The following is a 13290-nucleotide window of genomic DNA, read 5'->3' as shown; positions in this document are numbered from 1 at the left end:
GGCCGGGAGGGCGTGTCCACCTGGGAGTCCGGTCCGTGGACCTCGCCCGGCCCGGCCCGCCTGCTTGGAGGTACCGTGTCGCGCACAACAGGCCCGTGCGCCGCACCGCCGGGCCCCGATATGGAGCGCCGCAGCAGATGAGTACGCCAGACCGACTGACCCACATCGACGAGGCGGGGGCAGCCCGCATGGTCGACGTCTCCGGTAAGGATGTGACCGAGCGCACCGCGCGCGCCAGTGGACGCGTGCTGGTCTCCCCCCGTGTGGTGGAGCTTCTGCGCGGCGAGGGCGTGCCCAAGGGCGACGCGCTCGCCACCGCGCGTATCGCGGGCATCATGGGCGCCAAGCGCACACCGGACCTGATCCCGCTGTGCCACCCGTTGTCGGTGTCGGGGGTGAAGCTGGATCTGTCGGTCGCGGACGACGCCGTGGAGATCACGGCGACCGTGAAGACCACCGACCGCACGGGTGTCGAGATGGAGGCGCTCACCGCGGTCAGTGTCGCGGCGCTGACCGTGATCGACATGGTCAAGGCGGTCGACAAGAAAGCGGTGATCACGGACGTGCGCGTGGAGGAGAAGACGGGCGGGAAGTCGGGCGACTGGAGCCGGGCATGACGGCACCGGCCGAGCAGCCGGCCGGCGGCGCCCTGACGGCGCCGTACGCGGCCCTGGTGGTGACCGCGTCGAACCGCGCGGCCGCGGGCGTGTACGAGGACAAGGGCGGCCCCCTGATCGTGGAGGCGCTCACCCGGTTCGGCTTCGCCGTCGACGGACCGTGGGTGGTCCCGGACGGCCACCCGGTGAAGCAGGCGCTGCGGACCGGCGTCCGGGCCGGCTACGACGTGATCGTGACGACCGGTGGCACCGGGATCTCGCCCACGGACCGCACCCCCGAGGCGACCCGCGCGGTGATCGACTTCGAGGTGCCGGGCATTCCCGAGGCCATCAGGGCGTTCGGAAGGGAGAAGGTGCCGACGGCGGCCCTCTCCCGGGGAACCGCCGGGGTCGCCGAGCGGACGTTGATCGTCAATCTGCCCGGATCCACCGGCGGGGTCAGGGACGGGCTGGCCGTCCTGGAGCCCCTGGTGATGCACGCTGTCGACCAGATCCGGGGCGGCGACCACGCGAGGGCCGACGCGGGCGCGGCGGCGGCCGGCGAGGACCGCCCCAGACCGACTGGGGGTGCGAGCTGAACAGCCCGTCCTGGCCCGTCGAGCTGGCGGACGGCGATGTCGTCCTCCGGCCGATAAGGCTGCGCGACCAGCGGACCTGGCGCGAGGTCAACCGGCGCAACCGGGAGTGGCTGCGCCCGTGGGAGGCGACCATTCCGCCGCCCACCCCGAGCGGCCCGATAGCGCACCGGCCGACCTACCGCCAGATGGTCCGGCATCTGCGCAGGGAGGCGAACGCGGGCCGGATGCTGCCCTTCGTCATCGAGTACCAGGGGCGCCTCGTGGGCCAGTTGACGGTGGCCGGAATCACCTGGGGCTCGATGTGCTCCGGGCATGTGGGCTACTGGGTGGACGAGGCGGTGGCGGGCCGCGGGGTGATGCCGACGGCCGTGGCGCTCGTCGTCGACCACTGCTTCCGGAGCGTCGGGCTGCACCGCATCGAAGTATGCATTCGCCCCGAGAACGGGCCGAGCCGCCGGGTGGTGGAGAAACTCGGATTCCGCGAGGAGGGGCTCCGGCCTCGTTATCTGCACATCGACGGGGCCTGGCGGGATCACCTCGTCTTCGCGCTCACCGCCGAAGAGGTGCCCGAGGGACTGCTCGCGCGCTGGCGCCGGTCACGCTCTCAGCAGGCCCACCCCGGAAAATAAAAAATATGTTCGAAATTGATCGGGTGGCGATCGGCTCGGGCCAATGCATTAGCGGTCCCGTCGGCCTGCTGATCGCATCGGTCCCAAAAAAAGTTCGAAATATCAGCCAGATCGTGCGACACACCGGCCCAATTGGCAGATGGCCTCACGCAAACCCCTCTACCGTGTGAGGCGTGAGCAGCAGCGGCCTCATCTACGCAGTCATTGTCGGGGCCTGGGCCGCCTACTTGGTGCCTATGTGGCTCCGTAGGCAGGACGAGCTGAACGAGTCTCGTCCGACGGAACGCTTCAGCACCGCCATCCGGCTGCTGTCCGGGCGGGCGGGCATGGAGCGCCGATATGCCAAGGGCCTGCGGGCGCGCTCCGCCGAGGAGGGGGAGCCCGGTGGTCACCCGGACGGCGTCACCGGCTCGGTGGACGTCCGGGCCTTCGCCATGCCTCCGAGCGGACGGCAGGCGCGTGTGCGCGTGGAGCCGGAGGGCCCGGCTCGGCCGGAGCCGGCGGCCCCGGAGGCGGCCAGGTCCGGCGCGCACCCCAAGGCCGGCCCCGGGCCGGAGCCGGCCGCCCGTCCGCGGGCGGGCAAGGACGCGCCCCGGGCACGGAAGGCGCCCTCGGCGGAGGCCAGGGCGCGCGCCCGGCGCTCGAAGGTGCTCGCACGGCGCAGGCGCACCACCGTGGTGCTCTTCCTCGCGTTCACGCTCGGCGCGATCGTCGCCGCGGTCGGGGGGCTGGCCTTCCTCTGGGCGCCCGGCGTGCCCGCCGTGCTGCTGAGCGCGTACATCGCCTATCTGCGGTCGCAGGAGCGCAAGCGGTTCGTCTACACGATGGACCGGCGCCGGGCCGAGGCGGCGGCGCAGCGCCTGAGGGAGCGGCAGCCCCGGCGGCGGCCCCCGGTCGCCTCCGACACCGATGAGCAGCCGGAGGGCGGACCCGAACCCGAGACCGACCCCGGACTGTCCGCGCTCGCCGCCGACCGCCGGGCCCTGGTCGAGCAGACCGACCACGCCGAGTGGGTGGACCAGCAGCGTGAGCGCCGCCGCAGGCCCGGGCACGGGGAGAGCTGGGATCCCGTGCCGGTGCCGCTGCCGACGTATGTGACCGCGCCGGTCGCCCCCCGGGCGACGCCGAGCGTGGACCACGGGACGCCGGACGCCTGGAGCTCCGCCCGGTCCAGCGCGGCGGAGGCGGCGGCGCCCGTGCCCGGGGCCTCCGCGGCCGACCGCGGGGAGCCGGATGCGGAGGAGGAACCCGCCCCCGGGGCCCAGGAGCAGCCGGAGACCGCTGACGCGGGCCGGTGCGACGCCCGCAGGGCGGCCTCGGCGCGCCGGTCGCGGGAGCGGGGGCGCACCCCGCTGTTCGACCAGTACGAGGACGGGGAACGTCCGCGGGCCGCCAACGAGTAGGTGCCGGCCGCGCCCTGGTCGGCCCCCGTGGCTGACCTGGGCGGAACGGATTTCCAGACCGGCCGATGGGGATGCTAGAGTTTCACTCGTTGCAAGGGCCTGTGGCGCAGTCCGGTAGCGCACCTCGTTCGCATCGAGGGGGCCAGGGGTTCAAATCCCCTCAGGTCCACCGCAACAACTCCCTGAAGCTCGGGGAAGTTGAGAAGATCCCGTCCGATCGGAAGATCGGGCGGGATTTTTGCTGTGGTGACCCGAGTTCGCTCCGGCGCCGCCGAACACGGCCGGTGCGCCGTGGAGTTCGCGGCGTGGGTGCGCGCTGTGAGGGAGCCCACGGAGGGTGGACCCCGGTAGGCGGGCCTGGACGGGCGGGCCCCGGTAGGCGGGCCCGGACGGGCGGCCCCGCGTGCGGCAGGGGCCGACAGACCCCGGACGGCCCCCGGACGGCCCTACAGCGGCTTGGCGAAGCAGAGGCTGAGCTCGTGGTGGCGGTAATAGCCGAACTTGGCGCACGGCTCGTAGCCGCTGGAGGTGTAGAGGGCCACGGCCTCCGGCTGCTTGCTGCCCGTCTCCAGGACCATGCGGGTGCGGCCGGCCGCCCGGGCGTCCTCCTCCAGCGCGGCCAGGATGCGGCGCGCCAGCCCCCGGCCCCGCATCTCCGCGATGACGAACATTCTCTTGAGCTCGGCATCCCCGTCGAGATACCCCTCGTCGTTCTTCTCCTGGCCGCGCCAGCCGCCCGTGGCGACGGGACGCTCCCGCTCGTCGTAGGCGATCAGGTACAGGCCGGACGGAGGTGCGAACATCGCCGGGTCCAGATGGGTGGCGTCGCCGCCGTCGCCGTAGCGGAGGTGGTATTCGGCCTGGACCTCATCGCTGAGCTTGACGGCGTCAGGGTGGTCGAAGGGCACGCGACGAATATTCATGCTACCAATCGTACAAGTATGCAGCATCACGGACGGAGTCGTTTCCAGTGTGCCGGTAGGGTTCCGGCGTGCTGACTGTGACCTCCGTGAATGTGAACGGGATCCGGGCCGCCGCGAAGAAGGGCTTCGTGGACTGGCTGGCCGGGACCTCCGCCGATGTGCTGTGCCTCCAGGAGGTCAGGGCCGAGCCGGCGCAGATTCCCGTGGAGGTGCGCACGCCCGACGGATGGCATGCCGTGCACGCGCCCGCCGCCGCGAAGGGGCGCGCCGGGGTGTCGCTCTACACCCGCCGTGAGCCCGACCGGGTGCGCGTCGGGTTCGGGTCGGCCGAGTTCGACGGCAGCGGGCGGTATGTCGAGGTGGACCTGCCGGGGGTCACCGTCGCCAGCCTCTATCTGCCCTCCGGTGAGGTCGGCACCGAGCGGCAGGACGAGAAGGTCCGGTTCATGGCCGGGTTCCTCGGTTATCTGAAGGAGCTGCGGGAGCGGGCCGCCGCCGACGGACGCGAGGTCCTCGTGTGCGGTGACTGGAACATCGCCCACCGCGAGGCCGACCTCAAGAACTGGCGCGGCAACCGGAAGAACTCCGGCTTCCTGCCCGAGGAGCGGGCGTGGCTGGGCCGGGTTCTCGACCCCGAGGACGGCGGATACGTCGACGTCGTGCGGGCGCTGCACCCGGATGCCGAGGGGCCCTACACCTGGTGGTCCTACCGGGGGCGCGCCTTCGACAACGACTCGGGATGGCGGATCGACCTGGCCGTGGCGACCCCCGGACTCGCGGGCCGGGCCGTCAAGGCCCTGGTGGAGCGCGCGGCCGGCCATGGTGAGCGCTGGTCCGACCACGCTCCCGTGACGGTGGTCTTCGAGTGAGCTGAGTCCCGCGCGGGACCTACGGCTCGCGCAGGCGACGGTCCAGGGCCAGGGACAGCTCCGCCTGCACCACGCTCTGGGCCAGCGGGCGCAGCCGCCGGGCGTCCTCGGGGGAACGGTGGTGGGCGGACATCAGGTCCGAGAAGACGTCCGCCAGGGCCTCGGTGTGCTCGCGCACGCGGCGGGCGGCGGCCAGGACGTCCGCGAGCGGTATGCCCTCGCGCACCAGGGCCGCCGAGACGTCGAGAAGCCGGCGGCTGATGTGAACGATCTCGCCGCCGTCCGTACCGAGATAGCCGAGATCGAGGGCCGCGGCGAGGTTCTCCGGAGTCGCCTCGGCGCCGAACTCGTCGGCCAGGGCCTCCGGGGTGAGGCGTACCGGGATCTCCTCGGTGGGGCCGCCGAGGCCCAGCAGATCGCCGACGTCGCGTCCGTGGTCGAACGCCTCGGCCAGCTCGGCGATGCCGCTGAGGGTGTGACCGCGTTCCAGGAGCGCTGAGATCGTGCGCAGCCGGGCCAGATGGGTGTCGTCGTACCAGGCGATACGGCCTTCTCGGCGCGGTGGCTGGATCAGCTTGCGTTCGCGGTAGAAACGCAGGGTGCGCACCGTGATCCCGGCCTCCTCGGCCAGCTCCTCCATGCGGTACTCATGCCGCTCCCCGTCCTCTGCCACGCCCGCACCCTACGTCGTACCGGCGGTAACTTTCCTCGTGCCGCCCTCTATCCATCGGTACGCCGCTGCCCTACCCTCCCCATTGCGCCAGTGTTCACTGGCGGAGTCTTACCGGCTCCCCTGACCCAGTGTCAGCTGAGCCGGCCGCAGGGACCGGGAGGCTTCTGGATGGCCGAGCACGAGCATGTGCCTCATGTACGGGTGGCGGTGATCGGATCCGGGTTCGGAGGGCTCGGGGCCGCCGTGCGGCTGCGCCGGGAAGGCGTCACCGACTTCGTCGTGCTGGAGCGGGCGAGCGGCATCGGCGGCACCTGGCGCGACAACAGTTACCCCGGTTGCGCCTGTGACGTCCCGTCGCACCTGTACTCGTTCTCGTTCGCCCCCAACCCCGACTGGCCGCGCACCTTCTCCGGACAGGAGCACATCCGCGCCTATCTGGAGCATGTGGCGGACGTCTTCGGGCTGCGTCCTCACCTCCGCTTCGACTCCGAAGTGAAGGTGATGACCTGGGATGCCGGGAAGCTGCACTGGGCGATCGAGACCGGCAGCGGGCCGCTCACCGCCGATGTCGTCGTCTCCGCCACCGGGCCGCTGTCCGATCCGAGGATCCCGGAGGTCCCGGGGCTGGACGGCTTCCCGGGGAAGATCTTCCACTCCGCCCGCTGGGACCACGACTACGACCTGCGCGGCAAGCGCGTCGCCATGATCGGCACGGGCGCCTCCGCGATCCAGATCGTTCCCGAGATACAGCCCGTCGTCGGCAGGCTCACCCTCTTCCAGCGCACCCCGCCCTGGGTGATGCCCCGGGTCGACCGGGAGATCAGCGCCCTGGAGCGGCGGCTGCACCGCGCGCTGCCGTTCACCACGCAGTTGCGCCGCGGGTTTCTGTGGGGCATCCGGGAACTTCAGGTCCAGGCGTTCACCAAGCACCCCGACGAGCTGGGCCTGGTCGAGCGGATGGCCCGGCGCAACCTGGCGCGAGCGGTCAAGGATCCGGCGCTGCGGGCCATGCTGACCCCGGACTACCGCATCGGCTGCAAGCGGATCCTGCTCTCGAACACGTACTATCCGGCGCTCACCCGCCCCAATGTGGAGGTCGTCGCCTCCGGTCTGAGCGAGATCCGCGGCTCGACCCTCGTCGCGGCGGACGGCACCGAGAGCGAGGCCGATGCGATCGTCTTCGGCACCGGCTTCCATGTCACGGACATGCCGATCGCCGACCGGGTGGTCGGCGCGGAGGGACGGACGCTCGCCCGGACGTGGAGCGGCGGCATGAAGGCGCTGCGCGGCGCGACCGCCGCCGGATTCCCCAACTGGATGTCGATCATCGGCCCCAACACCGGTCTCGGGAACTCCTCGATGATCCTCATGATCGAGTCCCAGCTGAACTACATGGCCGACTACCTGCGGCAGTTGGAGGTGCTCGGCGGCCGGGTCGCGCTCGACGCCCGGCCGGGTGCCGTCGACGCCTGGAACCACAAGGTGCAGGAGCGCATGAAGCGCACGGTGTGGAACACCGGCGGCTGCACGAGCTGGTACCTCGACGCCAGCGGCCGCAACACCACCATCTGGCCGGGCACGACGACGGAGTTCCGCAGTGCGACCCGCCGAGTCGACCTGGGGGAGTACGAGGTGGTCCGCGCCCCCCGGACGGCGGAGCCGGGCGAGCAGCCCGCCGGGACGCGGACGGAGGCGCGCGCATGAGGCGGCCGGCACACGTCACGAGCGGGCCGTACGCGCCGCCCGCGCCCGTCCGGGAACTACGCGTCTGCTCCGCCGACGGCGCCCGGTTGCATGTCGAGGTCCATGGGCCCGAGGGTGCGCCCGTGGTGGTCCTCGCCCATGGCTGGACCTGCTCGACCGCCTTCTGGGCGGCGCAGATCCGGGACCTGGCCGTCGACCACCGGGTGGTCGCCTACGACCAGCGGGGGCACGGGCGCAGTCCCGCGAGCCCCGCGTGCACCGCCGAAGCGCTCGCCGACGATCTGGAGGCGGTGCTCTCCGCCACGCTCGCGCCGGGCGAGAAGGCCGTGGTCGTGGGGCACTCCATGGGCGGGATGACGGTGCTGGCCGCGGCCACGCGCCCCCGCTTCAGGGCGCACACGGCGGCCGTCCTGTTGTGCAGCACCGGGAGTGCGCGCCTGGTCGCCGAGGCCAGGGTGCTTCCGATGCGCGCCGGGCGTGTGCGCACCTGGCTCACGGCGCGCGTCCTGGGCTCCCGCGCCCCGCTCGGGCCGATCACGCCGGTCTCCCTGCGCATCCTCAAGTACGCGACCATGGGCCCCGGTTCGACGCCCGCCATGGTGGAGGCGTGCGCGCGGGTGGTGCACGGCTGCCCGCGCGAGGTGCGCCACGCCTGGTCCCGCATGCTGGAGGCACTGGATCTGGAAGACGGCGCAGGGGAGTTGACCGTCCCGACGGAGGTCCTGGTCGGCACCGCCGACCGGCTCACCCCGCCGGTGCACACACGGGCGCTGGTCGCGGCGCTGCCGCACTGCGTGGGCAGCACGGAACTGCCGGGGCTCGGCCATATGACGCCGGTCGAGGCACCGGAGCTGGTGACCGGGAGGATCCGAGAACTCGTCACCGCGTACACGGGCGACGCAGAGGTCAAGGAGGGCGCATGAGCAGGGTGAACCTGGAGGGCCGGGTGGCCGTCGTCACCGGCGCCGCGCGGGGTGTCGGTGAGCTGCTGGCCCGCAAGCTGTCGGTCCGCGGGGCGAGGGTCGCGCTCGTCGGTCTCGAGCCGGACGCGCTCAAGCAGACCTCGGAGCGGCTGTACGGGGACAGCGACCACTGGCACGCCGACGTCACGGACCACGAGACGATGACTCGGGTCGCGGGGGAGGTGAAGGAGCGGTTCGGGAAGGTCGACATCGTGGTCGCCAACGCGGGTGTGGCGAACGGCGGTCCGTTCACCGCCTCCGATCCCGAGGCCTGGCGGCGCGTGATCGAGGTCAACCTCATCGGCTCGGCGGTGACGGCCCGCGCCTTTCTGCCCGCGCTGATCGAGAGCCGTGGCTATCTGCTCCAGATCGCCTCGCTCGCGGCGATCACGCCCGCGCCGATGATGACGGCCTACTGCGCGTCCAAGTCGGGCGTGGAGGCGTACGCCCACAGTCTGCGCGCCGAGGTCGCGCACCACGGTGTGGGCGTCGGGGTCGGGTATCTGTCCTGGACCGACACGGACATGGTCCGGGGCGCCGACCGGGACGACGTGATGCGGGAGTTGCGGCAGCGGCTGCCGTGGCCGGCCGGCAGGACCTACCCGCTCGGACCGGCGGTGGAACGGCTCGTGGCCGGGATCGAGCGGCGCTCCAGCCATGTCTACGGGCAGGCGTGGCTGCGCGGGATGCAGGCCGTGCGCGGCTGTCTGCCGGGGCTCATCGCCACGGTGGGACAGCGGGAGATCCGGCGGTTCGAGCCCCGGCTCAAAGGGGTGCGCACAGGGCTGGTGGGGGCCGGCGGGGAGGCCGATGAGCAGCAGCGCCGTACGCTGCGTAACTGATCGAAATGCGTGCTGTGTCGGTGCGTGTCAGTCTGGTCGAGCCCGATCCCCTCACCCACTACGGGAGTGAACCCACATGGGCATGAAGGACCAGTTCCAGGACAAGGCCGAGCAGATGAAGCAGCAGGCCAAGCAGAAGGCGCAGCAGGCGAAGCAGCAGGCCCAGCAGCGTGGCCAGCAGGCCCAGGAGCGTGGCCAGCAGACTCAGGAGCGTGGCCAGCAGACTCAGGAGCGTGGCCGGCAGGCCCAGGAGCGCGGCCGGCAGCGCGAAGAGGACACGCGGCGACTGCAGGACGACGCGGAGGACCGCTTCAACCAGGACTACGACATGTAGCGTGCCGCCCGGCCTTGACCTCGCGTGGGGCGTCCCCTTCTGGAGGGCGCTCCACGCGTGTGTGCCCGGGGAACGGGCCGGCCCGCCGTACAGGGCGGCGGAAGAGAGGGCTAACCCCCTGTCCGCGGCGGCAGTTTCGGGCGAGTCCTGTCCGGGACGTCGCTGTAGTCCGGCGGTGTGGCCGCCGGCTGGGTCTCCAGCAGTTCCAGGGCCAGTTCGACCGCGTCGCTCAGCTGCCTGTGACGGCCCTCCGCCCAGTCCAGCGGGGTGCGCGGGATCTCCACGTCCGGGGCGACCCCGTGGTTCTCGACCGACCAGCCGTACGCGTAGAACCAGGCCGCGTTCATCGGGACCGTGATCACCGTGCCGTCGCCCAGACGGTGGCGGCCGGTCATGCCCACCACACCGCCCCAGGTGCGCTGACCCACCACCGGGCCGAGCTTCATCAGCCTGATCGCCGCCGTGATCATGTCTCCGTCGGAGGCCGTGGCCTCGTCGGCCAGCGCCACGATCGGCCCCCGCGGCGCGTTCGAGGTGTACGTCACCGGCTGGGCGTTGCGGGTCAGGTCCCAGCCCAGGATCTTGCGCGTCAGCTTCTCGATGACCAGTTCGCTGATGTGGCCGCCCGCGTTGGCCCGTACGTCCACGATCAGCGCAGGCAGCGAGACCTCCATCCGCAGATCCCGGTTGAACTGCGCCCAGCCCGATCCCCCCATGTCGGGGATGTGCAGATAGCCGCAGCGGCCATCGCTCAACTCGCGGACGACCGAACGGCGCTTGGCCACCCAGTCCTGATAGCGCAACGGCCGTTCGTCGACCAGCGGGATCACGGCGACCCTGCGCGGCTGTCCCGCGCCCTCGGCCGGCCGGAACGTCAGCTCGACCGTCGTGCCGCCCGCGCCCGCCAGCAGCGGATACGGTCCCGTCACCGGATCCACCGGCCGTCCGTCCACATGGCTCAGGACGGCCCCCTCCCGGATTCCGGTGCCCGCCAGCGGCGAGCGCGCCTTCGAGTCCGAGGACTCGCCGGGCAGGATCCTCTTCACCACCCAGCATCCGTCACGCCGTACGAAGTTGGCGCCGAGCAGGCCCTGGTAGCGCTGGTAGTGCGCCGGGCCCTCGTTGCGCCGGGCCGGTGCCACATACGCGTGGGACGTGCCCAGCTCGCCCAGGACCTCGCGCAGCAGATCCGCGAAGTCGTCCGGGGACGTGACCCGTTCGACCAGCGGACGGTACTGCTCCAGGATCGCGTCCCAGTCGATCCCGCACATCCGCGGTTCCCAGAAGTACGCGCGGATGATCCGGCCCGCCTCCGCGTACGCCTGCCGCCACTCCGCCCCGGGGTCCACCTCGTGCATGATCCGGCGCGCGTCGATCCAGACCGTCGTGTCGCTGTCGCCGGACTCGGTGGAGGGGACCGCGCGCAGCTCGCCCTCGTCGACGACCACCAGCCGCGTACCGTCCCCGCTCACCGCGAACCAGTCCAGATGCGGGACCAGTTCGGACTTCTTCGCCTTGCTGATGGTGAAGTGCTCCAGGGTGGGCCGGCCGGAGATGTCGTCCGGGTTCAGGAACGTCTCGCCCAGCGCGCCCGAGATCGGCCAGCGCAGCCAGACCAGGCCCCCGCCCGCGACGGGGTACAGCGACGAGTACTTCGACGCCGGGACCGGGAACGGCGTCACCCGGCTCGCCAGGCCCTCCACCTCGACGGTCACCACCCCGTCGCCCTCCTCTTCCTCCAGCGGGTCGAGGCCGCCGGCCGCGGGACGTCCCTCCGGGTTCAGTGCGAAGGGGGAGGGGATCGCCGAGGACAGCGGGACCAGATACGGGCGGCAGCCGAGCGGGAAGGACAGGTCTCCGGTGTGCACGTCGTACACCGGGTCGAAGCCGCGCCAGGACAGGAACGCCAGATAACGGCCGTCGCGGGTGAAGACCGGATTCTCGTCCTCGAAGCGGCCGTTGGTGACGTCGACGATGAGGCGGTCCTGGATCCGCGCCATCTTGATCTGCCGCAGCGACCGGCCGATCCACGGGTGTGACCACGTCAGCCAGGCCCCGTCCGGGGAGAACGCCAGATCCCGGACCGGGCCGTTGACCGAACGGATCAGCTCGGTGACGGTGACGGTGCCGGCTGCCGCTGCCGGGGACTCCTGCGTGACGCTCTCCTGCGTCGTGGCGGCGCCCTCCGCCGGCGCCTCTTTCGCTCCCCGGGGCCCTTGGGCATCCTGGGCTTCTTCGGCTTGCGTGGCTTCTTCGGCTTGCGTGGCTTCTTCGGCTTGCGGGGCTTCTCCGGCTCCCGAGGCTTCCCCCGCTCCCGAGGCTTCCCCGGCACCTGGGGCGTCCGTCGTCCCGTCGGCCTCTTCCGGCTCCGACGCGTCGACGAGCAGCAGCCGTCCGTCGTTGGAGGCGACCGCGAGCCGCTCGCCCTGCGGGTCCGCCACCATCTCCAGGACCCGGCCGAGCTGTCCGCCGGCCAGCCGGCGCGGTGCGCGGTCGCCCGAGGCCCGCGGCAGATACGCGATCTCGATCGCGTCCTCGCCCTCCGCGTCGGTGACATAGGCGACCTGCCCGGCGGGGCCCAGCATCTCCGGCAGCCGTACCCGCACGCCGGGGGTGTCCGTGATCGTGCGGGCGGGGCCGTCGCGGTGGGTGAGCCAGTACAGGCTGCCGCGGACGACGACCGCACTGGCACGCCCGGTCTCGTCGACCGCGACGCCGTCCAGGTGCTGTGTGGCCGGCACCTGGTACCGGCGGCGCCCCGCGCGCGGCCCGCCCAGGCGTATCTTCAGGCGGCGGGGGACCGAGTCGGGGGAGAGGTCGTCGACGATCCACAGGTCGCCCGCGCTCTGGTACACCACCCGCGTGCCGTCGCTGGACGCGTGGCGGGCGTAGAAGGCGTCGTGGTCGGTGTGGCGGCGCAGGCCGGAGCCGTCGTAGGCACACGAGTACAGGTTTCCGATGCCCTCGTGGTCGGACAGGAACGCGATCCGTCCGTCCACGAACATCGGGGCGTCAAGGTGGCCGTCGAGGTCGGCGAGCAGCCGCTGCCCGTGCAGCCAGAGCCGGCCTGTCGCGCCGCCCCGGTAGCGCTTCCAGGACGCGGGTTCGTGGGGCGCGGCGCCGGTGAGCAGCAGGGTCATGTGTTCGCCCGCCACATCGGCGACGGCGATGTCGGAGACCGGGCCCCAGGGAAGCTTGCCACCCGGGGCGCCGTCGGTGGGGACCTTGTAGGCCCAGGTGAAATGGGTGAAGGGCTCGCCGTGCGAGGCGACGGCGAGGATGTCGGAGTGGCCGTCCGTCTCGGGGGGTGTCCAGCCGCAGACCCGGGTGTCGGAACTGCCCCAGTAGGTGAGCCGCCGGCCGGGGCCGCCGTCCACCGGCGACAGATGGATCTCCGGGACCAGACTGCGCCAGCTCGTGTACGCGATGTGGCGCCCGTCGGGTGAGAAGCGGGGATGGCCGATCTTCGTGCGGTCGACGGTCAGCCGCCAGGCGCGGCCGGGCCCCTCCAGCGAGGCCACCCACAGGTCGTCCTCGGCGACGAAGCAGAGCCGGTCGCCGTGCAGGTGCGGGAAGCGGAGGTAGCCGGCGTTCTCGTGCACGTCGCTCGTGTCGCTCACCTACCCATGCTTTTCCTGCCGACGGGTGACGGCAACTCGTAGGCCGTTCAGGTGGCCGGAGCGCGCATCCCGCCCGGGGCGCTCGCTCCTCTTTGTCCGCTGCCAGTGCACGGCGCCCGCGCCTTGCGACCGCGCA

Annotated in this window: 12 protein-coding genes and 1 tRNA gene; 10 read left to right on the top strand and 3 right to left on the bottom strand. The window is 72.0% G+C overall.

What is annotated here, in order from left to right:
• Window positions 1–137: 137 nt before the first annotated feature.
• The 5 genes from moaC to ACIP94_RS17790 all read left to right on the top strand — a co-directional run bounded on the left by moaC (window position 138) and on the right by ACIP94_RS17790 (window position 3396).
• Window positions 138–617, top strand: a complete 480-nt coding sequence (gene moaC, locus ACIP94_RS17810) for a cyclic pyranopterin monophosphate synthase MoaC (protein WP_402426013.1) — start codon at window positions 138–140, stop codon at window positions 615–617.
• The gene (locus tag ACIP94_RS17805; RefSeq protein WP_402426011.1) at window positions 614–1195 is read left to right on the top strand and encodes a molybdenum cofactor biosynthesis protein B; all 582 of its coding nucleotides are present in this window, start codon (window positions 614–616) and stop codon (window positions 1193–1195) included. Before moaC ends, ACIP94_RS17805 begins: the two co-directional genes overlap by 4 nt.
• Window positions 1192–1824, top strand: coding sequence for a GNAT family N-acetyltransferase (locus ACIP94_RS17800; RefSeq protein WP_402426251.1), 633 nt, complete (start codon window positions 1192–1194; stop codon window positions 1822–1824). The genes ACIP94_RS17805 and ACIP94_RS17800 overlap by 4 nt, the downstream gene beginning before the upstream one ends.
• A gap of 173 nt (window positions 1825–1997) precedes the next feature.
• Window positions 1998–3227: a gephyrin-like molybdotransferase receptor GlpR gene (gene glpR, locus ACIP94_RS17795; RefSeq protein ID WP_402426009.1), complete on the top strand. Its 1230-nt coding sequence runs from the start codon at window positions 1998–2000 to the stop codon at window positions 3225–3227.
• A 95-nt stretch (window positions 3228–3322) separates the two neighbouring features.
• A tRNA-Ala gene (locus ACIP94_RS17790) sits at window positions 3323–3396 on the top strand.
• A gap of 277 nt (window positions 3397–3673) precedes the next feature.
• On the opposite strand, the gene ACIP94_RS17785 is transcribed toward ACIP94_RS17790, so the two are convergent.
• Entirely contained in the window at window positions 3674–4150 is a 477-nt protein-coding gene (locus ACIP94_RS17785; RefSeq protein ID WP_402426008.1) for a GNAT family N-acetyltransferase, read from the bottom strand.
• 68 nt (window positions 4151–4218) lie between these two features.
• Between ACIP94_RS17785 and ACIP94_RS17780 the strand changes: the two genes are divergently transcribed.
• Window positions 4219–5019: an exodeoxyribonuclease III gene (locus ACIP94_RS17780; RefSeq protein ID WP_402426006.1), complete on the top strand. Its 801-nt coding sequence runs from the start codon at window positions 4219–4221 to the stop codon at window positions 5017–5019.
• 19 nt (window positions 5020–5038) lie between these two features.
• On the opposite strand, the gene ACIP94_RS17775 is transcribed toward ACIP94_RS17780, so the two are convergent.
• Window positions 5039–5692: a MerR family transcriptional regulator gene (locus ACIP94_RS17775; RefSeq protein WP_402426004.1), complete on the bottom strand. Its 654-nt coding sequence runs from the start codon at window positions 5690–5692 to the stop codon at window positions 5039–5041.
• Window positions 5693–5860: 168 nt separating this feature from the next.
• On the opposite strand from ACIP94_RS17775, the gene ACIP94_RS17770 reads away from it, so the two are divergent.
• From ACIP94_RS17770 to ACIP94_RS17755, 4 genes are all read left to right on the top strand, one after another.
• Window positions 5861–7396 (top strand): flavin-containing monooxygenase, encoded by a 1536-nt coding sequence (locus ACIP94_RS17770; RefSeq protein WP_402426002.1) that lies wholly within the window; start codon window positions 5861–5863, stop codon window positions 7394–7396.
• Window positions 7393–8319: an alpha/beta fold hydrolase gene (locus ACIP94_RS17765; RefSeq protein WP_402426000.1), complete on the top strand. Its 927-nt coding sequence runs from the start codon at window positions 7393–7395 to the stop codon at window positions 8317–8319. The genes ACIP94_RS17770 and ACIP94_RS17765 overlap by 4 nt, the downstream gene beginning before the upstream one ends.
• Window positions 8316–9200 carry an SDR family oxidoreductase gene (locus tag ACIP94_RS17760; protein ID WP_402425998.1) on the top strand — a complete coding sequence of 295 codons (885 nt, stop codon included), beginning with the start codon at window positions 8316–8318 and terminating at the stop codon, window positions 9198–9200. The genes ACIP94_RS17765 and ACIP94_RS17760 overlap by 4 nt, the downstream gene beginning before the upstream one ends.
• A gap of 76 nt (window positions 9201–9276) precedes the next feature.
• Window positions 9277–9534, top strand: a complete 258-nt coding sequence (locus ACIP94_RS17755) for a hypothetical protein (protein ID WP_402425996.1) — start codon at window positions 9277–9279, stop codon at window positions 9532–9534.
• A gap of 110 nt (window positions 9535–9644) precedes the next feature.
• Here ACIP94_RS17755 and ACIP94_RS17750 read toward each other — a convergent pair whose 3' ends face one another.
• The gene (locus tag ACIP94_RS17750) at window positions 9645–13154 is read right to left on the bottom strand and encodes a S41 family peptidase (RefSeq protein ID WP_402425994.1); all 3510 of its coding nucleotides are present in this window, start codon (window positions 13152–13154) and stop codon (window positions 9645–9647) included.
• Window positions 13155–13290 lie beyond the last annotated feature (136 nt).

The sequence above is a fragment of the Streptomyces sp. NPDC093261 genome (assembly GCF_044753645.1).
Lineage (GTDB): Bacteria > Actinomycetota > Actinomycetes > Streptomycetales > Streptomycetaceae > Streptomyces.
The sequence above is the reverse complement of the archived record's forward strand: the minus strand, read 5'-3'. Positions and strand labels throughout refer to the sequence as shown.